This is a genomic window from Pseudomonas spartinae (genome assembly GCF_965197125.1).
Classification (GTDB): domain Bacteria; phylum Pseudomonadota; class Gammaproteobacteria; order Pseudomonadales; family Pseudomonadaceae; genus Aquipseudomonas; species Aquipseudomonas composti_A.
Window position 1 is genome coordinate 750,637 of record NZ_CBDAMB010000001.1, and the last position, 25,141, is coordinate 775,777.

Annotated in this window: 26 protein-coding genes; 19 read left to right on the top strand and 7 right to left on the bottom strand. The window is 63.8% G+C overall.

Annotated features, from left to right (window positions below; genetic code table 11):
- Positions 1-28: 28 nt before the first annotated feature.
- The 4 genes from ACN8M7_RS03435 to rpmE all read right to left on the bottom strand — a co-directional run bounded on the left by ACN8M7_RS03435 (position 29) and on the right by rpmE (position 3,873).
- Complete coding sequence (locus ACN8M7_RS03435) at positions 29-1,297, bottom strand: malic enzyme-like NAD(P)-binding protein (protein ID WP_061238437.1); 1,269 nt, start codon at positions 1,295-1,297, stop codon at positions 29-31.
- Between the two features lie 103 nt (positions 1,298-1,400).
- The gene (locus tag ACN8M7_RS03440; protein ID WP_490259775.1) at positions 1,401-2,837 is read right to left on the bottom strand and encodes a M48 family metalloprotease; all 1,437 of its coding nucleotides are present in this window, start codon (positions 2,835-2,837) and stop codon (positions 1,401-1,403) included.
- Positions 2,834-3,634, bottom strand: a complete 801-nt coding sequence (locus tag ACN8M7_RS03445) for a thermonuclease family protein (protein ID WP_490259776.1) — start codon at positions 3,632-3,634, stop codon at positions 2,834-2,836. Before ACN8M7_RS03445 ends, ACN8M7_RS03440 begins: the two co-directional genes overlap by 4 nt.
- A 26-nt stretch (positions 3,635-3,660) precedes the next feature.
- Positions 3,661-3,873, bottom strand: a complete 213-nt coding sequence (rpmE, locus tag ACN8M7_RS03450) for a 50S ribosomal protein L31 (protein ID WP_003459015.1) — start codon at positions 3,871-3,873, stop codon at positions 3,661-3,663.
- A 158-nt stretch (positions 3,874-4,031) separates the two neighbouring features.
- On the opposite strand from rpmE, the gene ACN8M7_RS03455 reads away from it, so the two are divergent.
- The 10 genes from ACN8M7_RS03455 to ACN8M7_RS03500 all read left to right on the top strand — a co-directional run bounded on the left by ACN8M7_RS03455 (position 4,032) and on the right by ACN8M7_RS03500 (position 17,247).
- A complete protein-coding gene (locus tag ACN8M7_RS03455) occupies positions 4,032-6,251 on the top strand; it encodes a primosomal protein N' (protein ID WP_490259777.1) in 2,220 nt (739 codons plus the stop codon).
- A 124-nt stretch (positions 6,252-6,375) separates the two neighbouring features.
- A complete protein-coding gene (argS, locus tag ACN8M7_RS03460) occupies positions 6,376-8,115 on the top strand; it encodes an arginine--tRNA ligase (RefSeq protein ID WP_490259778.1) in 1,740 nt (579 codons plus the stop codon).
- Positions 8,116-8,790 carry an SPOR domain-containing protein gene (locus ACN8M7_RS03465; RefSeq protein WP_490259779.1) on the top strand — a complete coding sequence of 225 codons (675 nt, stop codon included), beginning with the start codon at positions 8,116-8,118 and terminating at the stop codon, positions 8,788-8,790. It begins immediately after the preceding gene.
- A 307-nt stretch (positions 8,791-9,097) separates the two neighbouring features.
- Positions 9,098-9,628 (top strand): ATP-dependent protease subunit HslV, encoded by a 531-nt coding sequence (gene hslV / locus ACN8M7_RS03470; RefSeq protein ID WP_004372920.1) that lies wholly within the window; start codon positions 9,098-9,100, stop codon positions 9,626-9,628.
- Between the two features lie 75 nt (positions 9,629-9,703).
- Positions 9,704-11,044 (top strand): ATP-dependent protease ATPase subunit HslU, encoded by a 1,341-nt coding sequence (hslU, locus tag ACN8M7_RS03475; RefSeq protein WP_061238443.1) that lies wholly within the window; start codon positions 9,704-9,706, stop codon positions 11,042-11,044.
- A gap of 161 nt (positions 11,045-11,205) precedes the next feature.
- Positions 11,206-11,577: a gamma-butyrobetaine hydroxylase family protein gene (locus tag ACN8M7_RS03480; protein WP_490259780.1), complete on the top strand. Its 372-nt coding sequence runs from the start codon at positions 11,206-11,208 to the stop codon at positions 11,575-11,577.
- A gap of 295 nt (positions 11,578-11,872) precedes the next feature.
- Positions 11,873-13,552, top strand: a complete 1,680-nt coding sequence (gene phaC / locus ACN8M7_RS03485; RefSeq protein WP_061238445.1) for a class II poly(R)-hydroxyalkanoic acid synthase — start codon at positions 11,873-11,875, stop codon at positions 13,550-13,552.
- Positions 13,553-13,695: 143 nt separating this feature from the next.
- On the top strand, positions 13,696-14,553 hold the full coding sequence (phaZ, locus tag ACN8M7_RS03490) for a poly(3-hydroxyalkanoate) depolymerase (protein WP_061238446.1): 858 nt from the start codon (positions 13,696-13,698) through the stop codon (positions 14,551-14,553).
- A 326-nt stretch (positions 14,554-14,879) separates the two neighbouring features.
- A complete protein-coding gene (gene phaC / locus ACN8M7_RS03495; protein WP_490259781.1) occupies positions 14,880-16,562 on the top strand; it encodes a class II poly(R)-hydroxyalkanoic acid synthase in 1,683 nt (560 codons plus the stop codon).
- 70 nt (positions 16,563-16,632) lie between these two features.
- Positions 16,633-17,247: a TetR/AcrR family transcriptional regulator gene (locus ACN8M7_RS03500; RefSeq protein WP_490259782.1), complete on the top strand. Its 615-nt coding sequence runs from the start codon at positions 16,633-16,635 to the stop codon at positions 17,245-17,247.
- 91 nt (positions 17,248-17,338) lie between these two features.
- Here ACN8M7_RS03500 and ACN8M7_RS03505 read toward each other — a convergent pair whose 3' ends face one another.
- From ACN8M7_RS03505 to ACN8M7_RS03515, 3 genes are all read right to left on the bottom strand, one after another.
- Positions 17,339-18,196 (bottom strand): phasin family protein, encoded by an 858-nt coding sequence (locus tag ACN8M7_RS03505; protein WP_490259783.1) that lies wholly within the window; start codon positions 18,194-18,196, stop codon positions 17,339-17,341.
- A 10-nt stretch (positions 18,197-18,206) separates the two neighbouring features.
- Positions 18,207-18,653 carry a phasin family protein gene (locus ACN8M7_RS03510; RefSeq protein WP_490259784.1) on the bottom strand — a complete coding sequence of 149 codons (447 nt, stop codon included), beginning with the start codon at positions 18,651-18,653 and terminating at the stop codon, positions 18,207-18,209.
- 176 nt (positions 18,654-18,829) lie between these two features.
- Positions 18,830-19,105, bottom strand: coding sequence for a polyhydroxyalkanoic acid system family protein (locus ACN8M7_RS03515; protein WP_490259785.1), 276 nt, complete (start codon positions 19,103-19,105; stop codon positions 18,830-18,832).
- A gap of 147 nt (positions 19,106-19,252) precedes the next feature.
- Between ACN8M7_RS03515 and ubiE the strand changes: the two genes are divergently transcribed.
- The 9 genes from ubiE to ACN8M7_RS03560 all read left to right on the top strand — a co-directional run bounded on the left by ubiE (position 19,253) and on the right by ACN8M7_RS03560 (position 25,125).
- A complete protein-coding gene (gene ubiE, locus ACN8M7_RS03520; RefSeq protein WP_061238452.1) occupies positions 19,253-20,023 on the top strand; it encodes a bifunctional demethylmenaquinone methyltransferase/2-methoxy-6-polyprenyl-1,4-benzoquinol methylase UbiE in 771 nt (256 codons plus the stop codon).
- A complete protein-coding gene (locus ACN8M7_RS03525; RefSeq protein WP_490259786.1) occupies positions 20,023-20,640 on the top strand; it encodes a ubiquinone biosynthesis accessory factor UbiJ in 618 nt (205 codons plus the stop codon). The genes ubiE and ACN8M7_RS03525 overlap by 1 nt, the downstream gene beginning before the upstream one ends.
- A complete protein-coding gene (gene ubiB / locus ACN8M7_RS03530) occupies positions 20,637-22,220 on the top strand; it encodes a ubiquinone biosynthesis regulatory protein kinase UbiB (protein ID WP_490259787.1) in 1,584 nt (527 codons plus the stop codon). The genes ACN8M7_RS03525 and ubiB overlap by 4 nt, the downstream gene beginning before the upstream one ends.
- Positions 22,221-22,290: 70 nt before the next feature.
- Positions 22,291-22,689 carry a phosphoribosyl-AMP cyclohydrolase gene (hisI, locus tag ACN8M7_RS03535; protein ID WP_037049899.1) on the top strand — a complete coding sequence of 133 codons (399 nt, stop codon included), beginning with the start codon at positions 22,291-22,293 and terminating at the stop codon, positions 22,687-22,689.
- Positions 22,682-23,017 (top strand): phosphoribosyl-ATP diphosphatase, encoded by a 336-nt coding sequence (locus ACN8M7_RS03540; protein ID WP_061238456.1) that lies wholly within the window; start codon positions 22,682-22,684, stop codon positions 23,015-23,017. The genes hisI and ACN8M7_RS03540 overlap by 8 nt, the downstream gene beginning before the upstream one ends.
- Positions 23,018-23,039: 22 nt before the next feature.
- Positions 23,040-23,273, top strand: coding sequence for a twin-arginine translocase TatA/TatE family subunit (gene tatA / locus ACN8M7_RS03545; protein ID WP_024306614.1), 234 nt, complete (start codon positions 23,040-23,042; stop codon positions 23,271-23,273).
- A 3-nt stretch (positions 23,274-23,276) separates the two neighbouring features.
- Entirely contained in the window at positions 23,277-23,621 is a 345-nt protein-coding gene (gene tatB / locus ACN8M7_RS03550; RefSeq protein ID WP_061238458.1) for a Sec-independent protein translocase protein TatB, read from the top strand.
- Positions 23,618-24,418 carry a twin-arginine translocase subunit TatC gene (tatC, locus tag ACN8M7_RS03555; RefSeq protein WP_061238459.1) on the top strand — a complete coding sequence of 267 codons (801 nt, stop codon included), beginning with the start codon at positions 23,618-23,620 and terminating at the stop codon, positions 24,416-24,418. The genes tatB and tatC overlap by 4 nt, the downstream gene beginning before the upstream one ends.
- On the top strand, positions 24,415-25,125 hold the full coding sequence (locus ACN8M7_RS03560) for a 16S rRNA (uracil(1498)-N(3))-methyltransferase (RefSeq protein ID WP_490259788.1): 711 nt from the start codon (positions 24,415-24,417) through the stop codon (positions 25,123-25,125). Before tatC ends, ACN8M7_RS03560 begins: the two co-directional genes overlap by 4 nt.
- Positions 25,126-25,141 lie beyond the last annotated feature (16 nt).

A 25,141-nucleotide genomic window follows, 5' to 3' on the forward strand; every position in this document is an offset into this window, starting at 1 on the left:
GGGTTTTTTGTTTGTGCATCCAATCGGCTTAGCCGTTGAATACCTCATCCACCGACGTCAGCGGATAGTGCTTCGGATACGGCAGAGTAGCCACACCGGACTCGATGGCAGCCTTGGCCACGGCATCGCAAACCACGGTGATCAGGCGCTGATCCATCGGCTTCGGAATGATGTACTCACGACCGAACGACAGCGCAATGCCGCCGTAGGCGTCGCACACGTCCTGCGGTACTGGCAGCTTGGCCAGGTCACGCAGCGCCAGCGCGGCAGCGATCTTCATCTCTTCGTTGATGCGAGTGGCGCGAACGTCCAGAGCACCGCGGAAGATGAAGGGGAAGCCCAGCACGTTGTTGACCTGGTTCGGGTAGTCGGAACGACCGGTGGCCATGATCACGTCGTTGCGGGTCTCGTGCGCCAGCTCCGGCTTGATTTCCGGATCCGGGTTGGAGCAGGCGAAGACGATCGGGTTGGCCGCCATGCGCTTGAGGTCTTCCGCGCTCAGCAGGTTGGCACCGGACAGGCCGACGAACACGTCAGCACCTTCGAGCGCGTCGGACAGCGTGCGCTTGTCGGTCTCGGTGGCGAACACGGCCTTGTACTGATTGAGGTCGTCACGACCGGCATGGATCACGCCCTTGCGATCGATCATGAAGATGTTCTCGACCTTGGCACCCATGCTCACCAGCAGTTTCATGCAGGAGATGGCTGCAGCACCGGCGCCCAGGCAGACGATCTTCGCCTCTTCGAGCTTCTTGCCGGCGATTTCCAGCGCGTTGAGCATACCGGCAGCGGTCACGATGGCGGTGCCGTGCTGGTCATCGTGGAACACCGGGATGTCGCACTGTTCGATCAGCGCGCGCTCGATCTCGAAGCACTCGGGGGCCTTGATATCTTCCAAGTTGATGCCGCCGAAGGTGATGGAGATGCGCTTTACGGTGTCGATGAAGGCCTGCGGGCTTTCCGCATCGACTTCGATATCGAACACGTCGATACCGGCGAAACGCTTGAACAGCACGCCTTTGCCTTCCATTACCGGCTTGGAAGCCAGCGGGCCGAGGTTACCCAGACCGAGGATGGCAGTACCGTCGGAAATCACGGCGACCAGGTTGCCTTTACCGGTGTAACGGTAGGCCAGCTCGGCATCGCGAGCGATTTCGCGTACCGGCTCGGCGACACCTGGGCTGTAGGCCAGCGACAGGTCGCGGGCAGTAGCGGTGGCTTTGGTCAACTCGACACTCAGCTTACCGGGACGGGGCTGAGCGTGATATTCGAGAGCGGCAGTTTTTAGATCTGACATAGTGGCATTTCCGCTTTTGTTGGCTGTTGAACGGGCAGCGGCCGAGGATACGCAAGTTGTATACACCTGCACAAGACCGTTCGGTCGCGATTGAAGCACCACACTAGCGCAGCGTTTTCAGCCACTCGCCAGGGCGCGGCTCACCACTCGGATACAACCCATTGAGCAACCTGAGCTGCGCTTCGCCATCAACCGGTAGCGGCGAATCCTTGGCCAGAGTGGAGAAGCGCTGGCCCGCCTTGGCCCGCACCACATGCAGACGCACCGGCTCGGCCAGCTTGCGCTCGGCTGCCGTCAGCGGCCGGTAACTACGGATGACATCGAGAAAGTGTTTATCCTCGGTTTCCAGCGAAGCGCGCCCCTTGACCGCCGCCACGAACAGGTACGCATTGTCGCCGCGATAGATCACCGCAACGCGGCGCGCCGCCTGCCCCTGCAGGATCGCCGTATAGCCTTGCAGCGCACCCACCTTCAGCTCCTCGCCCGCCACCAGACGCTGATTACCGACGCGCTTGCGCAGAAATTCGGCCGGCGAAAGTCGCTTGTCCACCGCCTCCAGGGTCATGGCGATGAAGGCCTGCTCATCCGCGGTATGGCCAATCAGCACATCCGGGCGATTGACCAGTTGCCAGCCCTGCGGGTAGGTCAGAGCGAAGTCCAGTTCGCCATGATAGAAATTGCGCCCACGGCGAATACCGCTGGCGGCCGAATCGCCGAACACCAGACCGTCGAGCATCTGCAGAAAGTTGTCGCGCCCGACCTCCTGATTGCCACCTACCAGCGCACTCGCCGGGCCGATCACCTGCTGCAGGCGGCGATCATTGTCCGGATGGGTGTCGAACAAGCCGTGATAACCACCGGCAGCCGGTGCTTCTCCGCGCTTGGCCGCCTGCGCGCGGGCGAAGTCCTCCTGGCCCTTGAGCACCTTGACCACCTCTATCATCGCTTGCGGGTCATAGCCACTGCGTGCCAGATACTGCGCGCCCAGACCGTCCGCCTCCAGTTCCATGTCACGTCCATAACCGCGCACGAAGGCGTTGCCCATGACACTGGTCAGATCGCCTACTGCACCGACGCCCGTGCCGATGGCTGCGGCCTGGCCAAGCAGCCCCCAGGCCGTGGACTGACTCTGCTGGCGCACGCTGTGACGCGCCGTCACGTGGCCCACCTCGTGCCCCAGCACGGCGGCCAGCTCCGCCTCGGAGTTGAGATAGGCGAGCAGGCCGCGATGGATATAGATGTAGCCCCCCGGCAGTGCGAAGGCGTTGACGTCAGGACTGTCGACCAAGGTGAAGACGTAGTTGAGCTGATTGCGATGGCTGCTGCGCGCCACACGCTCACCAACGCGCTGGATATAGGCCTGCAGCTTGGCGTCTTCGTAGCGCGGATATTGCTTGAGGATTTCCTGGTTGTAGCGCGCGCCGAGATCCAGCTCCTGGCGCTCGCTCATCATCACGAAATCGGTACGCCCGGTGGCGGGATTGACCGCACAACCGGCCAACCAGCTGCAGAACAAGCACAGCGTCAATGCACGAATCATGGCAACACCTCCAGCATCGCCGAATGGGTAAGCGGCAGCATCCAGCGCGCCTGCCCGGATTTCAAGCCACCGCGACTCTGCCGATCGATGACCCAGCCTCGCGCCTCCACCCGTCGCCCCTTGAGCGCCTGCAAGGCGCGCAGGTCGAACTCATCGAGCAGCTCTGGCGCCACGCGCAACACCCGACCGCCATCGAGGTCGAGCCAGAGACCGCCACGATTGCGCTGCACAGCGATGACCCGGCCGCCGAGCAAGGCGAAGCCACCGCCGCGCAGTTGGCCAGCCGTCTTCACCTGCCCGTCACGCCACACGCCAAGTCGCTTGCTGCGCGCCTGACGCTCGGCTTGCGCCTGGCAGGTCACCAGTGCCGCATTGGGCGACACTGCCACCATGAAACCAAGGCCTTCACTTAGCAGTTGCGCTTCGAGATTATGCCCCTGGCGGTCATAGAGATGGGCCAGGGTGCGTCCGTAACGATCCTTGCGCTGCGCGCCATAGAGAAGGCCTACGCGGCCATCGCTGGCATCCACCAGCGCCTGCAGGCGGCGCTTGGCCTGCACGGCATAGGGCTCATCACTGCGGCCCTTGCGGCCCAGTTCAGGGGCGTTGATGCCGATCAGACGAATGCTGCGCCCGTCGGTCAGGCGCACGGTGTCGCCATCGACCACATGGCGCACGGCGACCTGAGTAAGGTCGGCGCGCTGCGGACAGAAGGCCTGAGCCAGATCGACGCACAGTAGAGAAACGAAAAAGGCGCCCACCAGGGACGCCTTTTTCAGTATCACGGAGTGGCGCATGCCAGATTCCGTTATCGTTCGGCCGCTTACTTGGCGCCGAATACGCCGAAGCGCTGCTTGAAGCGATCGATACGGCCGCCGGTGTCCAGCACTTTCTGCTTACCGGTGTAGAACGGGTGGCACTCGGAGCAAACGTCGAGGCTCAGGTTCTTGCCCAGGGTGGAGCGGGTCTTGATCACGTTACCGCAGGAGCAGGTAGCGTCGATTTCGACGTAGTTCGGATGGATATCGGCTTTCATCGTGCTTTCCTCAGGGTAGTCGTGCCGCCACCCGACCAATGTCAGGCACCGCACAGAAATAGGCCGCGCATCTTACCAGACGCGCGAGTCGATGCAAGCTGCGCAAGGCGCCGGTCGTCGCGTGCTAAGATCGCCGGCCTGTCAAAGGAGCTCCTGGCTTGCCCAACCTGATCCTGCGCCTCGCCCTGCCCTCGCCGCTGCGCCGCCTGTTCGACTATCTGCCGCCTGCCGGCGTGTCGCGCAGCGCCTTGCAGCCAGGCGCACGCCTGCGCGTGCCCTTCGGCCGGCGCGAGATGATCGGCGTGCTGGTGGAGGTCGATAGCCAGAGCGAAGTGCCTCTCGACAAGCTCAAACCCGCACTGGAGCTGCTCGACGCCCGCTCGCCGCTGCCAGCGCCGCTGTTCAAGCTGTGCCTGTGGACGGCGCAGTACTACCAGCACAGCCTCGGCGACACCTTGAGCTGGGCCTTGCCGGTGTTGCTGCGCCAGGGTGAACCGGCCGAGACCCGCCAGGAGCGTTACTGGCTGGCCAACACAGGCGCCAGCGTCGAAGACCCACGGCTGGCCCGTGCCCCCCGCCAACGCGACGCGCTCAAGGCGCTGGCGCAACATCCGCACGGTGTCGCCCACAGCCTGCTCAGCCAGCTGCAACTCAATCGCGACAGCCTGCAATTGCTGCATGAGAAGGGGCTGGTACGGGTCGAGGTGCGCCGCACCCAACCTCACGCCAAGCCCGCGCACTGGCTGGCGCAACCGGAGCTGCCGCTCAACGCCGAACAACGCGCCGCCGTCAACGCCGTGGCCTCGGGCTGGGATCAGTTCAATGCGTTTTTGTTGGCGGGCGTCACCGGCAGCGGCAAGACCGAGGTCTACCTGCAGCTGATCCATCAGTGCCTGGAGGCTGGCAAGCAGGCCCTGGTGCTGATCCCCGAGATCAACCTCGGCCCGCAGACCTTCGACCGCTTCGCCCGTCGCTTCAACGCGCGCATCGCTCTGCTGCACTCGGCGGTCAATGATCGCGAGCGCCTGGACGCCTGGCTGGCCGCGCGCGATGGCGAAGCCGACATCATCATCGGCACCCGCTCGGCGCTGTTCACGCCGATGAAGAACCCGGGGCTGATCATCGTCGACGAAGAGCACGACGCCTCCTATAAACAGCAGGAGGGTCTGCGCTACCACGCCCGCGACCTGGCGCTGGTGCGCGCCCGCCAGGAAGATGTGCCCATCGTACTCGGCTCGGCCACCCCCTCGCTGGAAAGCCTGCACAACGCCCACAGCGGCCGCTATGCACTGCTCAAGCTGACCCAGCGCGCCGGCGGCGCCAGCCAGCCACGCTTCCTGCGCCTCGACGTAAAGAGCCGACCGCTGGACTCGGGCATCTCCGGGCCGATGCAGCAGGCCATCGCCCAGACCCTGGCGGCCGGCCAGCAGGTGCTGGTATTCCTCAACCGCCGTGGCTTCGCCCCGACCCTGCTCTGCCACGACTGCGGCTGGCTGTCCGAGTGTCCGCGTTGCGATGCCCGGATGACCGTGCACCAGCGCTACCAGGAACTGCGCTGCCACCACTGCGGGCATGTGGAGAAGCAACCGAGCAACTGCCCGAAATGCCAGCACGTCGACCTGCGCCCGGTCGGCGCAGGCACCGAGCGCGCGGAAGAGCGCCTGGCGGTGCTGTTCCCCGATTACCCGGTACTGCGCATCGACCGCGACAGCACCTCGCGCAAGGGCGCGATGGATCGCCTGTTCGCCACCATCAACAAGGGCGAACCCTGCATCCTGGTCGGCACCCAGATGCTCGCCAAGGGTCACCATTTTCCGCGGGTGACCCTGGTGTCGATTCTCGACGCCGACGGCGGCCTGTTCTCCGCGGACTTTCGCGCCAGCGAGCGCATGGCGCAGCTGATCGTGCAGGTCGCTGGCCGCGCCGGCCGCGCCGAGGAGCCGGGCAAAGTGATCATCCAGAGTCACCTGGCCGACCATCCGCTGCTGGTGCAACTGACCGAGCAAGGCTACTTCGCCTTCGCCGAACAGGCGCTAAGCGAACGCCGCAGTGCCGGCCTGCCGCCGTTCTGTCACCTGGCCCTGTTGCGCGCCGAAGCGCACAAGCCAGGGCAGGCGGAGGGCTTCCTCGATGAAGCCTGCAGCGAGGCCGAACACCTGCTCGGTGAACTGAATCTCTCCGGCATCGAACTGCTTGGCCCGGTTCCGGCACCGATGGAACGCCGCGCCGGCCGCTTCCGTGCGCAACTGCTGGTGCAGGGCAATGCCCGTGCGCCACTGCACCGCCTGCTCAACCGCTGGCTGCATGCACTCGAGCAAATGCCCAGCGGCCGCGCAGTGCGCTGGTCACTGGACGTCGACCCAATCGACCTGTTCTAGGGTAGGGTGCCCATGCGCAGCGACTGCCGCGCACAGCACAGCCCACAAGTTATGGCCTGCCGCTCGCTGCTGCTTTTATAATGCGCAGTTTTCGACCAAAGCCCCAAGGCAACCCGAGCCGAACATGAAAGACAGCATTCGCCACCTGATCCAGCAAGCCCTCGACCGCCTCACCGCCGAAGGCGTGCTGCCTGCCGGGCTGACACCGGCCATCCAGGTGGAGAACACCAAGGACAAGAGCCACGGCGACTTCGCCAGCAACATCGCCCTGATGCTGGCCAAACCGGCCGGCATGAAGCCGCGTGACCTGGCCGAGAAGCTGATCAAAGCACTGCCGGCCGACGAGCAGGTCACCAAGGTGGAAATCGCCGGCCCCGGCTTTCTCAACTTCTTCCAGAACAGCGATGCCCTGGCCCAGAGCCTGGAAGCCGCACTGGCCGACGCCAAGCTCAGCGTGCGCAAGAGCGGCCCGGCGCAGCGCGTGGTGGTCGACCTGTCGGCCCCCAACCTGGCCAAGGAGATGCACGTCGGCCACCTGCGCTCGACCATCATTGGCGATGGCGTGGCCCGTGTACTGGAGTTTCTCGGTGACACGGTCATCCGCCAGAACCACGTCGGCGACTGGGGCACCCAGTTCGGCATGCTGCTGGCCTACATGCAGGAAAACCCGGCGGCTGCCGAGAGCGAGCTGGCTGACCTGGAAGGTTTCTACCGCGCCGCCAAGAAGCGCTTCGACGAGTCGCCCGAGTTCGCCGACCGCGCCCGCCAGCTGGTAGTGCAACTGCAGGCCGGCGATGCCGAGTGCCTGCGCCTGTGGCACCGTTTCAACGACATCTCGCTGAGCCATTGCCAGGCGCTGTACGACCGCCTCGGCGTCAAACTGGGGATGGCCGACGTCAAGGGCGAGAGCGCCTATAACGACGATTTGCCCAAGGTGGTCGCCGATCTCGCCGCCAAGGGCCTGCTGACCGAGGACAACGGCGCCCAGTGCGTATTCATGGACGAATTCAAAAACAGCGAAGGCAACCCGCTGCCGCTGATCGTGCAGAAGGCTGGTGGCGGCTACCTGTACGCCACCACCGACCTGGCCGCCACCCGTTACCGCGCCGGCACGCTCAAGGCCGACCGCGTGCTGTACTTCGTCGACCAGCGCCAGGCCCTGCACTTCCAGATGGTCTTCGCCTGTGCGCGCCTGGCCGGCTTCGTCCCCGCCAGCATGGACATGGAACACATGGGCTTCGGCACCATGAACGGCCCTGATGGCCGCCCGTTCAAGACCCGCGACGGCGGCACCGTGAAGCTGGTGCAACTGCTCGACGAAGCCGAACAGCGCGCCTACACCCTGGTCAAGGACAAGAACCCGGATCTGGCTGAAGACGAACTGCGCCAGATTGCCCGCGTGGTCGGCATCGCCTCGGTGAAGTACGCGGATCTCTCCAAGCATCGCGCCAGCGACTACAGCTTCAACTTCGACCTGATGCTGAGTTTCGAGGGCAACACCGCGCCCTACCTGCTGTACGCCTACACCCGTGTCGCCAGCATATTCCGCAAGCTGGGCAAGGGCGTCGACGAGATCGGCGGACAGATCAGCCTGGTCGCCGATCAGGAGCAGGCCCTGGCCGCCAAGCTGGCGCAGTTCAACGAGCTGCTCGGCAACGTCGCCGAGAAGGGCACGCCGCACATGCTGTGCAGCTACCTGTACGACATCGCCGGCCTGTTCTCCAGCTTCTACGAGAACTGCCCGATCCTTACGGCCTCCGACGAGGTGACTCGCAACAGCCGCCTGCGCCTGGCCGCCCTCACCGGCCGCACCCTCAAGCAGGGCCTGGAACTGCTCGGCCTGGAAACCCTGGAGCGGATGTAAATGGCAGCGCGCAAGAAACCGGCACCGAAACGCGGCGCCAGTCGCTATCAAGCCCCGGCGAAGAAGCCCGTACCGGGCTGGATCTGGCTGGCCTGCGGTCTGGTGGTCGGCGGTTTCTTCATGTTCCTGTTCAGCCTCGAACCGGGTCGTGACGAGATCAAGCGCGACAAGGGCGAGCAGGTGCGCAGCACCAAACCGGAACCCAAACCGACCAAGCCGGAACCCGCCAGGCCCAAGTACGACTTCTACACCCTGCTGCCGGAGTCGGAAGTGATCCTGCCGCAGGCGCTGGAAGAAACGCCTCCACCTGCGCCCGAGCCAAAGCCGGTTACCCCGGAGGAAGCTGCGAAAATCGACACCGCTCGCGCCGAAGCCGCACTCAACGGCCAGGTGCCGCCGCCCGCACCACCGGTGCTGGCCAGCGCGCCGGTCACCACGCAGTTCTTCCTCCAGGCCGGCTCGTTCCGCAAGCGCGACGATGCCGACACCGTGCGAGCGCAGATCATCCTGCTGGGGCAGAACGTACGTGTGGAAACCGGCAAGGTGCGCGAGGAAACCTGGCACCGCGTCCTGGTCGGCCCGTTTGCCAGCCGCGAACAGCTGGCAGCAGCGCAGAAAACCCTCGCCGGCAATGGTTACAGCAACCTGCTGTTACAGCAGCGCCAAGTCCGCTGATCGTCCGACAGGCCGTTGAAAAACGTAGGCGAGGCAGACTGGCCGGGGAAAAAACAGCCGAAAAACGCTCGGAGTCGCGCTCGACTTTACGCGTTGTAAATGAGCATTTGATTCGCTTCGCTCACCCCTACGGGGCCGCGCCAAAGCGCGTTCAATCTTCGATTGTGAGGCTGTTTTTAACGACGGCCAGACAACGCAGGTAGTTTTTCAAAAGCCTGTTAAGCCCGTCGCCGGTTGAAAAGCGGAGGCGGGCACCCCATCTGATTCTCCATCCGGGCAATTCGCCCCGCAGCGTGGAGATTCACCCTTGACCACCATCGTTTCAGTGCGCCGCCACGGCAAGGTCGTGATGGCAGGCGACGGCCAGGTATCCCTCGGCAACACCGTCATGAAGGGCAACGCCAAGAAGGTGCGTCGCCTCTACCACGGCCAGGTGCTGGCCGGCTTCGCCGGTGCCACCGCCGATGCCTTCACCCTGTTCGAGCGCTTCGAAGGCCAACTGGAAAAACACCAGGGCCACTTGGTGCGCGCCGCTGTCGAACTGGCCAAGGACTGGCGTACCGACCGCAGTCTGAGCCGCCTGGAAGCCATGCTGGCCGTGGCCAACAAGGACGCCTCGCTGATCATCACCGGCAACGGTGACGTGGTCGAACCCGAGGAAGGCTTGATCGCCATGGGCTCCGGCGGCAACTTCGCCCAGGCCGCGGCGCGCGCCCTGCTGATGAAGACGGATCTGTCCGCCCTCGAGGTAGCGCAGACTGCACTCGGTATCGCCGGCGACATCTGCGTCTTCACCAATCATCACCAGACCATCGAGGAACTGGACGCTGCCGAGTAGCGTCCACTGCCTCAGAACCTGTTCCCGATACGGCAGAGCAGGTTCTTACAGTTTTCCGATAGCGAGCCAAATTCCATGTCCATGACGCCCCGCGAGATCGTTCACGAACTCAACCGCCACATCATCGGCCAGGACGACGCCAAGCGCGCCGTCGCCATTGCCCTGCGCAATCGCTGGCGGCGCATGCAGCTGCCGGCCGAACTGCGCCAGGAAGTGACGCCGAAGAACATCCTGATGATCGGCCCGACCGGCGTCGGCAAGACCGAAATTGCCCGGCGCCTGGCCAAGCTGGCCAACGCGCCATTCCTCAAGGTCGAAGCGACCAAATTCACCGAGGTCGGCTATGTCGGCCGCGACGTCGAGTCGATCATCCGCGACCTGGCCGATGCCGCCGTGAAGATGCTGCGCGAGCAGGAAATCATCAAGGTCCGCCACCGCGCCGAAGACGCCGCCGAGGAACGCATCCTCGACGCCCTGCTGCCGCCGGCACGCCAGGGCTTCGGCGACGAGCCGCCGCGCAACGAGGACTCCAACACCCGACAGCTGTTCCGCAAGCGCCTGCGCGAGGGACAACTGGACGACAAGGAGATCGACATCGAAGTGGCCGAATCGCCCATGGGTGTCGAGATCATGACCCCGCCGGGCATGGAGGAAATGACCAACCAGCTGCAGAACCTGTTCTCCAGCATGGGCAAGGGCAAGAAGAAGAGCCGCAAGCTCAAGGTCGCCGACGCCCTGAAGCTGGTGCGCGACGAGGAAGCTGCTCGCCTGGTCAACGAGGAAGAGCTCAAGGCGCGCGCGCTGGAAGCTGTCGAACAGCACGGTATCGTCTTCATCGACGAGATCGACAAGGTGGCCAAGCGCGGCAACACCGGCGGCGCCGACGTCTCCCGTGAGGGCGTACAGCGCGACCTGCTGCCGCTGATCGAGGGCTGCACGGTCAACACCAAACTGGGCATGGTCAAGACCGACCATATCCTGTTCATCGCCTCGGGCGCCTTCCACCTGTCCAAGCCCAGCGACCTGGTGCCGGAACTGCAGGGCCGTCTACCGATTCGCGTCGAGCTCAAGGCGCTGAGCCCGGAGGACTTCGAGCGCATCCTCAGCGAGCCGCATGCGTCACTGACCGAGCAATACAGCGCGCTACTCAAGACCGAGGGGCTGGACATCGAGTTCGCCGAAGACGGCATCAAGCGACTGGCGGAGATCGCCTGGCAGGTCAACGAGAAGACCGAAAACATTGGCGCGCGCCGCCTGCACACCCTGCTCGAACGCCTGCTGGAAGAGGTATCCTTCAGCGCCGGCGACCTGGCCGCGCAACACGATGGTCAGGCCATTCGCATCGACGCCGCCTACGTCAACGGCCACCTCGGCGAGCTGGCTCAGGACGAAGATCTGTCGCGCTACATCCTGTAAATCCAGGAGCACGATCTTGCCGCCAGTGGCCGGCATCATTCTGTAGGAGCGGCTGGGCGGCATTCCGCTTCAGCCGCGAAATTCGCGGATAGATCCGCTCCTACAGACCGCGGCAATCACTCACCTGGGCGTAGCGCCTAACTAGATCACGGAAATCAGCCATGCCCATTCCCAGCGCAATCAAACTGCACAAGGCGTCAAAAACCCTGGAGCTGCGGTACGGCGAGCAGAGCTACTCGCTCAGCGCCGAGTTCCTGCGCGTGCACTCGCCTTCGGCCGAAGTACAGGGGCACGGCACGCCGATACTGCAGACCGGCAAGCTCAATGTCGGCCTCGAGAAAATCGAACCGGCTGGCAACTATGCACTGAAACTGTGCTTCGACGATGGCCACGACAGTGGCCTGTTCACCTGGGACTATCTCTTCGAACTGGCCACACGCCAGGATGCGCTGTGGGCCGACTACCTGGCCCAACTGAGCGCCGCCGGAAAAACCCGCGACCCCAACGAGTCAGTCGTGCGCCTGATGCTCTGAGCCGCTGCAAAAGCCCTGCAGCAGAGCCCTCGCGCCCATTACATAGAGTCACGTTAGCGACAGTTAGAGCGCGTTTTCTAATCTATCGCGGCATACTCCTGCCCCACTGACTCGCTTGCTTAACTGCAAAAACTCGGGTAACCAAGGAACTGGCAGGTTCCCTGCATTTGGCTGTGCCAGGTGCAACGAAAGATGCGGACTCGATCCGCCCCCGGTAACCCGAGCAGTACCAGGCCCCGTGTCGCCGCGCGCCCTCGCAGGCCGGTATTCGTCTCAGGACAATGGAGCGTCGTAGATGAGTGACAAGAATAACGAAGACCTGAAACGCCAGGCCTCGGAAAACACACTGGGACTCAACCCGGTGATCGGCATCCGCGGCAAGGATCTTCTGACCTCTGCCCGCATGGTGCTCACCCAAGCACTCAAGCAACCCTTCCATAGCGCCAAACACGTCGCCCATTTCGGCCTCGAACTGAAGAATGTCGTGCTCGGCCAGTCCGCACTCAAGCCCGAAGACGGCGACCGCCGCTTCGCCGACCCGGCCTGGAGCCAGAACCCGCTGTATCGCCGCTATCTGCAGACCTACCTGGCCTGGCGCAAGGAGCTGCACGACTGGATCGAACACAGCTCGCTGTCCGAACAGGACGCCAGCCGCGGCCACTTCGTGATCAACCTGATGACCGAAGCCATGGCCCCCAGCAACAGCATGGCCAACCCGGCAGCGGTCAAGCGCTTCTTCGAGACCGGCGGCAAAAGCCTGCTGGACGGCCTCTCGCATCTGGCCAAGGACATGGTGCACAACGGCGGCATGCCCAGCCAGGTCAACATGGAGGCCTTCGAAGTCGGCAAGAGCCTGGCCATCACCGAGGGCGCGGTGGTATTTCGCAACGACGTGCTGGAGCTGATCCAGTACAGGCCAATCACCGAAAGCGTGCATGAGCGCCCACTGCTGGTGGTGCCGCCGCAGATCAACAAGTTCTATATTTTCGACCTGTCGCCGGACAAGAGCCTGGCGCGCTTCCTCCTGCGCAGCCAGGTGCAGACCTTCGTGGTCAGCTGGCGCAACCCGACCAAGGCGCAGCGCGAATGGGGCCTGTCCACCTATATCGAGGCGCTCAAGGAAGCCATCGAGGTCATCTGCGCCATCACCGGCAGCAAGGACATCAACATGCTCGGCGCCTGCTCTGGCGGCCTGACCACCGCGTCGCTGCTCGGCCACTATGCGGCCCTCGGCCAGCCGAAGGTCAACGCCCTGACCCTGCTGGTCAGCGTGCTCGACACTCAGCTCGACACCCAGGTCGCGCTGTTCGCCGACGAGAAGACCCTGGAAGCAGCCAAGCGCCGCTCCTACCAGGCCGGCGTGCTGGAAGGCAGCGACATGGCCAAGGTGTTCGCCTGGATGCGCCCCAACGACCTGATCTGGAACTACTGGGTCAACAACTATCTGCTTGGTAACGAGCCGCCGGTGTTCGACATCCTCTACTGGAACAACGACACCACGCGCCTGCCGGCCGCGCTGCACGGCGAGTTCATCGATATGTTCCAGACCAACCCGCTGACCCGTCCGGGCGCTCTGGAGGTCTGTGGCACACCGATCGACCTGAAGCAGGTCACCTGCGACTTCTTCGTCGTCGCCGGCACCACCGACCACATCACCCCCTGGGACTCCTGCTACAAGTCGGCCCACCTGTTCGGTGGCAAGTGCGAGTTCGTGCTGTCCAACAGCGGCCATATCCAGAGCATCCTCAACCCGCCGGGTAACCCCAAGGCGCGCTACATGACCAACAGCGAAATGCCACTGGACCCGAAGGCGTGGCAGGAGAGTTCGACCAAGCACGCCGACTCCTGGTGGCTGTACTGGCAGGCCTGGCTGACCGAACGTTCGGGCAAGACCAAGAATGCATCCAGCACAGTGGGCAACAAGAAATTCCCGGCCGGCGAGGCCGCCCCGGGCACCTACGTACATGAACGCTGATCGTCAGCCTCAACCGCAGCGGCACCGGGAAGTGCCGCACGCCTCGACGGGCCAACCGGCGCGGCGAACCAGGTAGATCCTGGTAACCCTGGAGGCGGCCCGGATGGCCCTCTCCAGCGCTCAACTCCACAGGGGCTGCGCCCATGCCGCAACCATTCGTATTCCGCACCATCGACCTCGATGGGCAGACCATCCGCACCGCGGTGCGGCCGGGCAACAGCCAACTGGTGCCACTGCTGATCTTCAACGGCATCGGCGCCAACCTGGAACTGGTGATGCCCTTCGTCGCCGCCCTCGACCCGGAGCTGGAAATCATTGCCTTCGATGTCCCCGGTGTCGGCGGCTCCTCGACCCCGGCAATGCCCTATCGCTTCCCCGGCCTGGCCAAGCTCGCGGCACGCATGCTGGACTACCTCGACTACGGTCAGGTCAATGCCATCGGCGTGTCCTGGGGCGGCGCCCTGGCGCAGCAGTTCGCCCATGACTACCCCGAACGCTGCAAGAAGCTGATCCTCGCCGCCACCTCGGCTGGCGCGGTGATGGTGCCAGGCAAGCCCAAGGTGCTTTGGCGCATGGCGAGCCCGCGGCGTTATGTGCAGCCGTCCTATGGCGTACGCATCGCCCCGGACATCTACGGCGGCGCCTTCCGCCGTGACCCCAAGCTGGCCATGGCGCATGCCAGCAAGGTGCGCTCGGGCGGCAAGATGGGCTACTACTGGCAACTGTTCGCCGGCCTCGGCTGGACCAGCATCCACTGGCTGCACAAGATCCGCCAACCGACGCTGGTGATGGCGGGCGACGACGACCCGCTGATCCCGCTGATCAACATGCGCCTGCTGGCCTGGCGCATTCCCAACGCCGAACTGCACGTGATCGACGACGGCCACCTGTTCCTGGTGACCCGCGCCGAGGCGGTGGCCCCGATCATCATGAAGTTTCTCGAAGAGGAGCGGCACCGCGCGGTGATGCACCCGCAGCCAACTCCTGTGCGCCAGCACTAGCAAACCGTTCGAATACCTAGGCGACGACTGCATGGATGCAGGAGGTAGAGCGACGCAGGAAGCCAAAGCCAAGGTAGTTTTCTAGCGGCTTGTTGACCCGCACCAGCTTAGTGCGCAATGTAGGGCATGCTCGAAGAAGGGGCCGGTATCGGCCCCTTCGATTTTCCAGCCAGCGCTCTGGGACGGATCTCCCGCGCGTCTGGTACAGGGCTTGCTGCACATCGTGCACAAGCACAAGGTGCGCGTCAGGCAGTCCGCGCCATGAAAGTCTCTTGCAGGTCGTTTTCAACGGCTTGCCAGGCGGTTTGACGATGGAGTGTTACACCATGCGAGACAAATCGACTCCGGCTTCACTGCCGGCACCTGCCAGTTTCATGAATGCCCAGAGCGCCGTAGTCGGCGTTCGCGGTCGCGACCTGCTATCGACCATGCGCCTGCTGGCCGCCCAGGGCCTGAAGAACCCCGTGCGCAGCGGACGCCACCTGCTGGCTTTCGGCGGCCAGCTCGGCCGGGTACTGCTCGGCGACACCCTGCACAAGGTCAACCTGCAGGACCCTCGTTTCGCCGACCCGACCTGGCACCTCAACCCCTTTTACCGACGCAGCCTGCAGGCCTATCTGGCCTGGCAGAAGCAGTTGGCGGCGTGGATCGATGACAGCGACCTGTCAACCGATGACCGCGCCCGCGCGCGCTTTCTCGCCTCGCTGATGAGTGACGCCCTGTCGCCCTCCAACAGCCCGCTCAACCCGCAGGCGCTCAAGGAACTGTTCAATACCGGTGGCAGCAGCGCCTTCAAGGGTCTGCGCCATCTGCTCGACGACCTGCTGCACAACGACGGGCTGCCCAGCCAGGTCACCAAGCATGCCTTCGAGGTCGGCCGCAATCTGGCCTGCACCCCGGGCGCGGTGGTGTTTCGCAATGAGCTGCTGGAGCTGATCCAGTACAAGCCGATGAGCGAAAAACAGTACCTGCGTCCGCTGCTGATCGTGCCGCCGCAGATCAACAAGTACTACATATTCGATCTGTCCAACGACAAGAGCTTCGTCCAGTACGCGCTGAAGAACGACCTGCAGACCTTTATGATCAGCTGGCGCAACCCCGACCCACGGCATCGCGAATGGGGCCTGTCGAGCTACGTGCAGGCCGTCGAGGAGGCCGTCGACGCCTGTCGGGCCATCACCGGCAGCAAGGATGTCAACCTGCTCGGCGCCTGTGCCGGCGGCCTGACCATCGCCGCCCTGCAAGGTCACCTGCAGGCGCGCCGACAGTTGCGCAAGATCGCCAGCGCCACCTACATGGTCAGCCTGCTCGACAGCCAGATCGACAGCCCGGCCATGCTTTTTGCCGACGAGGAAACCCTGGAATCGGCCAAGCGCCGCTCCTACCAGCAAGGCGTGCTGGATGGTCGCGACATGGCCAGGGTATTCGCCTGGATGCGCCCCAACGACCTGATCTGGAACTACTGGGTCAACAACTACCTGCTCGGCAAGCAACCACCGGCGTTCGACATTCTCTACTGGAACAACGACAACACCCGCCTGCCCGCCGCCCTGCACGGCGACCTGATCGACTTCTTCAAGCACAACCCGCTCAGCCGCACTGGCGGCCTTGAAGTCTGCGGCACGCCGGTGGACCTGGCCAAGGTCACCGTCGACAGTTTCAGCGTGGCTGGCATCAACGATCACATCACACCCTGGGATGCGGTCTATCGCTCGACCCTGCTGCTTGGCGGCAACCGCCGCTTCATCCTGTCCAACAGCGGCCATATCCAGAGCATCCTCAACCCGCCAGGCAACCCCAAGGCCAACTACTACGAGAACGCCAAGCTCACCTCCGACCCACGCGCCTGGTACCACGACGCCCAACACCAGCAGGGTAGCTGGTGGCCGCAGTGGCTGGAGTGGATCCAGGCCCGTTCCGGCGAGCAACGCGAAACCCTGATGGCTCTGGGCAACCAGAACCATCCGCCCATGGAAGCAGCGCCGGGCACCTACGTGCACATCCGCTGAAAGCGATGGCCGGCAGCGTAGCGGCCGGTTATCGTCAGGTCTTCGCGCCCAGCCGAACAAGAAGCCAAGGATGAAAACCCGCGAACGTATTCTGCAAACCGCCCTGCAGTTGTTCAACGAGCAGGGCGAACCCAACGTTTCCACCCTGGAGATCGCCAACGAGCTGGATATCAGCCCCGGCAATCTCTACTACCACTTCCACGGCAAGGAGCCGCTGGTATTGGAGCTGTTCGAGCGCTTCCAGAGCGAGATGGCGCCGCTGCTCGATCCACCTGCGGAAGCCCAGCTGGACGTCGAGGACTATTGGTTGTTCCTGCACCTGATCGTCGAGCGCCTGTCGCAGTACCGCTTTCTCTTCCAGGACATGTCCAACCTGACCGGGCGCCTGCCGAAACTGGCGCGCGGCGTTCGCCACTGGCTGAACGCCCTCAAGCGCACCCTGGCGGCCTTGCTCGCCCGCCTCATGGCCGCCGGACAGTTGAACAGTGGCACTCAAGCGCTCGGCCAACTGGTCGAGCAGATCACCCTGACCCTGCTGTTCTCCCTCGACTACCAACGCATTCTCGACCGGGAAGGCGAAGTGCGCCTGGTGGTGTACCAGATCATGATGCTGGTGGCACCGCACCTGAACCAACCGTCACGCGGCACCGTCGAGCAACTGGCGCAGCGTTATCTGGAAGCCTGACACTGCTCCGCCGTTGCTAGGCATCGCGTGCCCGACGACCTGAAATGAAAACGCCCGGCACTAGGCCGGGCGTTGTCCATTACCGAGAAACTCAGGACGAAGTGGCTGGCGCTGCAGGCGTGGCAGCCGGAGCTGCGGCCGGGGTAGCAGCTGCAGGCGCCGCCGGAGCCGGAGTAGCCGCTTTCGGCGCTGCTGCCTTGGCCGCAGCAGGTTTCTTCGCGGCCGGCTTCTTCGCAGCTGCCGGCTTGGCCGCAGGTTTGGCGGCTGCCGGTTTGGCGGCGGTGGCAGGTTTGGCAGCGGGTTTCGCGGCCGCCTTGGCTGCTGGTTTCGCCGCTGGTTTAGCTGCCGGCTTGGCCGCCGCCGCAGGCTTCGCCGCAGCTTTGGTAGCGGCCGGTTTGGCTGCTGCTTTGGCTACTGGCTTGGCCGCCGGTTTGGCAGCGGCTTTCGCAGCTGGCTTGGCGGCCGCCTTGGCAGCGGGTTTCGGCGCAGCTTTGGCAGCAGCAGGCTTGGCGACCGACTTGGCGGATACGCCAGTGATCTTCTCCAACTGCTTGGTCAGGCTGTCGACCTTGTCGTTCAATGCCTTGACCTCGTTGCGGCTGGGGACACCCAGACGCGAGATGGCATTGTTCAGACGCTTGTCGAAAGCCTCTTCCAGCTCACCCCATTTGCCGATCGCCTTGCCCCGCACTTCATCGACCTTGGAGCGGGCCGAACCGACTTTGGAACCGACGCCGGTTTTCACCGCATCGACCTGCTTGTCGACTTCGCTCTTGGCCAACTTCTCGGCTTTCTCGCCATCCTTGACCAGCGTATCGAACAGCTTGGTGCCGTCCTTGCTGACCTTGGAGTAAGCGCCCAAGCCTGCCAACCAGATCTGGCGCGAGTATTTCTCGACCTCGCCGATCCAGGAGCTGGTCTGTTTCTCGGTTTTCTTCTTAACAGCCATCCTGATCTCCTTATTTGGTACGCGCGACATGCTTGAGCAACGCGCTCAGCTCATCCAGCTTAGCAGAGAGTGCTTCAACATCCTGCTTGGACGGAATGCCGATACGGTTCAGAGCGGAAGCCACACGAGTATCGAAAGCCTTCTCGATCTTGTCGAGTTGAACTTCGACCCTGCCTTTAACGCTGGTGACGTTGCTGTTGACCGACTGCTTGACCGATTCGATCTGGCTGTTGGCAGCATCTACCTGCTCGTCGACCAGCTTCTTGCCTTTGCTCTCGACGCCTTCGCCGGCCTTGACCAGCTCCTTGAAGTATTCGGCCCCCTCGACACCCGCCTTGGCGTAGGCGCCCAGGCCAGCGAGGTAGATCTTGCGGGCATAGCCCTTCACGTCGTCGAACAGACCGGCTTTGTCTTCGACCACGGTTTCTACTTTTTTCTTCACGGCGACTTTCGACATGGTGCACCTCACGCGCTTTGACAGTTAGCGGAAACGCCCACGGATTGCAGGCTTGGGTACACCCTAAGGAGAAAAATTAGAAATCGCATACTAGGAGCAGCTGCAGCGGGTCGGAAGGATCACGCGTCACCGTTCCATCCGCCCTACGTACTGACTTGAAGCTTAAGGCGGCCTGTTCAGACCAGGGATTTGTCCAGCACCTGCTCGATCTCGCGCTGAATCATGCCGCCCATCGGCGACAGCAGCAGCCCGAGCTTGAGTTCGACGCGCACGGTATCGTCACCGACCGCGATGCTGCCATCGGCACCGCTGCGCTTGAATTCCAGGGTGTCGCCATTCCAGCGATAGCGCACGTCGTACTCGCTGGCCAGGCGTTCGGCCAGGCGCTCGGCCTTTTCGCGGGCGGCTTCGCGGCCGAGGGAATGGGATCGTTCGACACGAATACGGGACATGACAACTCCTTGAACTGGCAGCGCGCCGCATGGCTGCGGCATGAGGTCACATCACTCTATCAGCCCACCGCACGGCCGGGCACCCGAGCAAGACAAAGACTGCCTGCACCTTTAGAATGGGGCGGTTTTCTACCCGGTGAGAGCGACATGAGCGATCCACGCAAGGCCCAGGAGCAGGAACCCACCACTCACTTCGGTTTCCAGGATGTACCGGAAAGCCAGAAGGCGGAAAAGGTAGCCGAAGTCTTCCATTCGGTGGCGGCCAAGTACGACCTGATGAACGACGTACTGTCCGGCGGCCTGCATCGTCTGTGGAAGCGCTTCACCATCGAGCTGTCCGGCGTACGCCCGGGTAACCGCGTGCTCGATATCGCCGGCGGCACCGGTGACCTGACCCGCAAGTTCGCCAGCATCGTCGGCCCCACCGGCCAGGTGGTACTGGCCGACATCAACGACTCCATGCTCAAGGTCGGCCGTGACCGCCTGCTGGACAAGGGCGTGGCCGGCAACGTGCAGTTCGTTCAGGCCGATGCCGAGAAGCTGCCGTTCCCCGACAACCACTTCGACGTGGTCACCATCGCCTTCGGCCTGCGCAACGTCACCCACAAGGAAGACGCCCTGCGCTCCATGCTGCGCGTGCTCAAGCCCGGTGGCCGTCTGCTGGTGCTGGAATTCTCCAAGCCCGGCAACCCGCTGCTGGCCAAGGTCTACGACACCTATTCGTTCAGTTTCATGCCGCTGGCCGGCAAACTGATCACCAATGACTCGGAAAGCTATCGCTACCTGGCCGAGTCGATCCGCATGCACCCGGATCAGGAAACCCTCAAGGCGATGATGGTCGACGCCGGCTTCGAGCGCGTCACCTACCACAACATGACCGGCGGTATCGTCGCCCTGCACCGCGGCATCAAGCCCTGATGCTGATAACCGGCTTGCTGGCCAGCGTCGAAGCCGGCCTCAATCGTGTTCTGCGCCTCGATGGCACGGCCTTGCCGCGCCTGCAGGCGCTCAGCGGCAAGGTAATTGCCGTGCATTGCCAGAGCCCGGTGCTGGAGCTGTTCATCCTGCCCAGCGGCGCTGGCCTGCAACTGGCATCGCAGTGGCACGCCCCTGCCGACTGTACCCTCACCGCCCCCGCCGCCAGCTTGGCGCGCCTAGCCCTGAGCCGCGACAAGACCGCTGTACTGCACCGCCCGGAAATTTCCCTCGACGGCGACAGCGCCGTGCTGCTGCAGTTGGCCGGCATCCTCCAGGATCTGGAGCTGGACTGGGAGTACGAAATATCCCGCTGGCTCGGCCCGCTGGCCACCACGCTGTTCGCCAGCCATTTGCGTAGCCGGGTCAACCTGGCGACCAATGGCGCTGCCAGCCTCAAGCAGGACCTGGCCGACTACCTGGCCGAAGAGTCACGCACCCTGGTAGGCCAGCGCGAAGCCGATGTGCGCTTCGCCGAGCTGGACCAACTGAAACTCGCCCTCGACCGCCTGGAAGCACGCATCGAGCGCCTCACTTCTGCCAATAAGTCCGACGCATGAAGCTGCTTGCCGTTCGCCGTCTGCTGCGCATCCAGCGCGTAGTCATCCGCTACCAACTGGACGAAATGCTGTTCGAGCTGCCGCTGCCGTTCTGGCTGCGCGCGCTGTCCTACCTGCTGCCCTGGCGCTGGCTACCGCGCAAGCCGCTGGAGCTGTCGCGCGGTGCGCGCCTGCGCCTGGCGCTCGAAGACCTCGGGCCGATCTTCATCAAGTTCGGTCAGTTGCTGTCCACCCGCCGCGACCTGATGCCGCCGGACATCGCCGACGAGCTGGCGCACCTGCAGGACCGCGTCCCGCCGTTCCCCGAGGATCAGGCCATCGCCCTGATCGAGCGTCAGCTTGGCGCCCCGGTAAGCGAGCTGTTCGCCCGCTTCGACAGCCAGCCGCTGGCCTCGGCCTCGGTGGCCCAGGTGCATGCGGCGCAGCTCAAGACCGGCGAGGAAGTGGTGGTCAAGGTGGTGCGGCCTGGCCTCAAACCGGTCATTCGCCAGGATCTGGCCTGGCTGTTCCTGATCGCGCGCATCGCCGAGAAAGCCTCCGCTGATGCCCGCCGCCTGCATCCGGTGGAAGTGGTCAGCGATTACGAGAAGACCATCTACGACGAGCTCGACCTGCTGCGCGAGGCGGCCAACGCCAGCCAGCTGCGGCGCAATTTCGACGGCTCGCCGCTGCTCTACGTGCCGCAGGTGTACTGGGACCTGTGCCGCCACCAGGTGCTGGTGATGGAGCGCATCTACGGCATTCCGGTGACCGACCTGGAGACCCTGGCCGACCAGCGCACCGACATGAAACTGCTGGCCGAGCGCGGCGTGGAGATCTTCTTCACCCAGGTGTTCCGTGACAGCTTCTTCCACGCCGACATGCACCCCGGCAACATCTTCGTCAGTACCCGCACGCCCTGGAGCCCGCAATATATCGCCATCGACTGCGGCATCGTCGGCAGCCTCACCGACGAGGACCAGGACTACCTGGCGCGCAATCTGCTGGCCTTCTTCAAACGCGACTACCGCAAGGTCGCGCAACTGCACATCGACTCGGGCTGGGTGCCGGCAGAAACCAAGGTCAACGAATTCGAAGCGGCGATCCGCACCGTGTGCGAGCCGATCTTCGAGCGGCCGCTAAAGGACATTTCCTTCGGTCAATTGCTGCTGCGCCTGTTCCAGACCGCGCGACGCTTCAACATGGAAGTGCAGCCCCAGCTGGTGCTGCTGCAGAAAACCCTGCTCAACATCGAAGGCCTGGGCCGCCAGCTCTATCCGGACCTGGACCTGTGGAGCACCGCCCAGCCCTACCTCGAACGCTGGATGCGCGAGCGCATCAGCCCCCTGCACCTGCTGCGCAACCTGCAGCAACAGGCCGAACAGGTGCCACACCTGTCGCAGATCGCCCGCGACACGCTGCAGCGCCTGCAGCAATCGCAAAGCGAAGAACCGCGACCCAGCAGCGACCGCTGGCCACTGCGCCTGCTCGGTGCCGCACTGATTGGCGCCGGCACCCTTCAGGGACTGGCGCCGCTGCTCGCCGCCTGGCCCGCCTGGCTAATGGTCGGCGGCGGCCTCTATCTGGTGCTGCGCCGATAGCCAGCTAGCCACGGCACTGGCACACTTGGCGAATTGACAGTCCGGCAACCCCGGCAGACTTGGAACACCGATGAACGATTGGCTCGACGAAATCCACTGGAACGAAGACGGCCTGGTGCCGGCCATCGCCCAGGATCACAAGACCGGCCGCATCCTGATGATGGCCTGGATGAACCGCGAATCCCTCGCCCTCACCGTCAGCGAACAGCGCGCCATCTACTGGTCACGCTCGCGTGGCAAGCTGTGGCGCAAGGGCGAAGAATCCGGCCACGTGCAGAAGCTGCATGAGCTGCGTCTGGACTGCGACGCCGACGTCATCGTGCTGATGGTCGAGCAACTGGGAGGCATCGCCTGCCACACCGGGCGCGAGAGCTGCTTCTACCGCGTATACGAGAATGGCGGCTGGAAAACCGTCGACGCCGTGCTCAAAGATCCGCACGCCATCTATGCAGGACACAGCCATGAGTGACACTCTTAGCCGTCTGGCCGAGGTACTGGAAGCGCGCAAGGGTGCAGCACCGGACAGCTCCTATGTCGCCAGCCTGTATCACAAGGGCCTGAACAAGATTCTGGAAAAGGTCGGTGAGGAATCGGTGGAAACCATCCTCGCCGCCAAGGACGCCGCCAACAGCGGTGACTGCAAGGACCTGATCTACGAAACCGCTGATCTGTGGTTCCACAGCCTGGTCATGCTCGCCGCCCTCGGCCAGCACCCACAGGCCGTGCTGGATGAACTGGATCGCCGTTTCGGCCTCTCTGGCCACGCGGAAAAAGCCGCGCGACCGCAATCCGAATAACTTTCACAACGGAGAACTCATCATGGGTTTCGGCGGCATCAGCATCTGGCAACTCCTGATCATCCTGCTCATCGTGGTCATGCTGTTCGGCACCAAGCGCCTGAAGAACCTGGGCTCGGATCTGGGCGACGCGATCAAGGGCTTCCGCAAGTCGATGGACAACGGCGAAGCCGACAAGCCGGCCGTCGAAGAGCCCAAGGGGCAGACCATCGACGCCCAGGCACGCAAGGTCGAAGAGCCGGCGAAGAAAGACTAAGCCATGTTCGACATCGGTTTTACCGAACTGCTGCTGGTAGGCCTGGTGGCCTTGGTAGTGCTCGGCCCTGAGCGTTTGCCAGGTGCCGTGCGCACGGCCAGCCTGTGGATCGGCCGGATCAAGCGCAGCTTCAACTCGATCAAGGCCGAGGTGGAGCGCGAGATCGGCGCCGATGAAATTCGTCGCCAGCTGCACAACGAGCGAATTCTCGAGCTTGAGCGCGAGATGAATGCGATGAAGCAGGACATCCTAGGCACCGGCAACGGCACCAGCCCGCCTGCCGAAAGCAGCGCCAAACCGACAGCCGAAGCGACCCCGAGCGTTCAGGACAAGAATCCCCAGCCATGAGCAGAAACCCGCAAGACGACCAGGAAATGCCTCTGGTCTCGCACCTGACCGAGTTGCGTACTCGCCTGCTGCGCTGCGTCGTGATCATCCTGCTGATCTTCGCCGGCCTCTTCTACTTCGCTCAGGACATCTACGCCCTGGTGGCTGCGCCGCTACGCGCCTACTTGCCGGCCGGCGCGACGATGATCGCCACCGGTGTCGCCTCACCGTTCCTGACGCCGTTCAAGCTGACCCTGATGTGCGCACTGTTCCTTGGCATGCCGGTGATCCTGCATCAGGCCTGGGGCTTCATCGCACCGGGGCTCTATACCCACGAACGACGGATTGCAGTGCCGCTGCTGATTTCCAGCATCTTTCTGTTCTACGCCGGCATGGCCTTCGCCTACTTCGTGGTCTTCCCGATCATGTTCGGCTTCTTCGCCAGCGTGACACCAGAAGGCGTGGCGATGATGACCGACATCGGTCAGTACCTGGACTTCGTCCTGACCCTGTTCTTCGCCTTTGGCGTGGCTTTCGAGATCCCCATCGCCACCTTCCTGGTGATCTGGGTGGGCCTGGTCGACGTCGCCACGCTGCGCAAGAGCCGTCCCTACGTGGTCGTCGGCTGCTTCATCGTCGGCATGGTGCTGACGCCACCGGACGTGTTCTCGCAAACGCTGCTGGCGCTGCCGATGTGGTTACTGTTCGAAAGCGGCCTGCTGGCTGGCGCACTGCTCAAGCGCAAGCAGAAGCAAGAGCAGGAAGAGGCTGAAGACCAAGCCAAACCCGAAGACCAGCCACCCGCGCCGCAGCCGTGAATCTGCTGCTACTGGAAGACGCCGACTTCATCGGCGTCGATCGAGTGCGTCTCAGTGGCCGGCGCCTCAAGCATCTGCAGGAGGTACACCGCGCCGAAGCAGGGGATCGCCTGCGTGTAGGACGCCTGGGCGGCCTGATGGGCGAAGGGCATTTGCTCAGCCTGGATGCCGACAGCGCCGAGCTCGCCGTCGAACTCAACCAGGCGCCACCGGCCAAGTTGCCGCTGACGCTGATTCTCGCACTGCCCCGGCCGAAGATGCTCAAGCGCACCCTGCAGACCATCGCCAGCATGGGTGTACCGCGCCTGGTGCTGGTCAACAGTTACCGGGTGGAAAAGAGCTTCTGGCAGACGCCCTTCCTGCAGCCCGAGGAGATTCGCGAGCAGTTGATCCTCGGCCTGGAGCAGGCGCGCGATACCGTACTGCCCGAGGTCAGCATCGAAAAACGCTTCAAACCTTTCGTCGAGGACCGCCTACCGGCACTGGCGGCCGGCACCCTCGGCCTGACCGGACACCCCGGCGACTACCCAACCTGCCCACGCGCGGTAGAACAGCCCGTGACGCTGGCCATCGGCCCGGAAGGCGGCTGGATCCCCTACGAAGTGGAACTGCTACGCGAGGCCGCCGGCCTGCAGCCGGTGCAGCTGGGCGAGCGCATTCTGCGCGTTGAAACGGCGGTACCGGTGTTGCTGGCCAGACTGTTCTGAGGCACTCAGCGGCGGA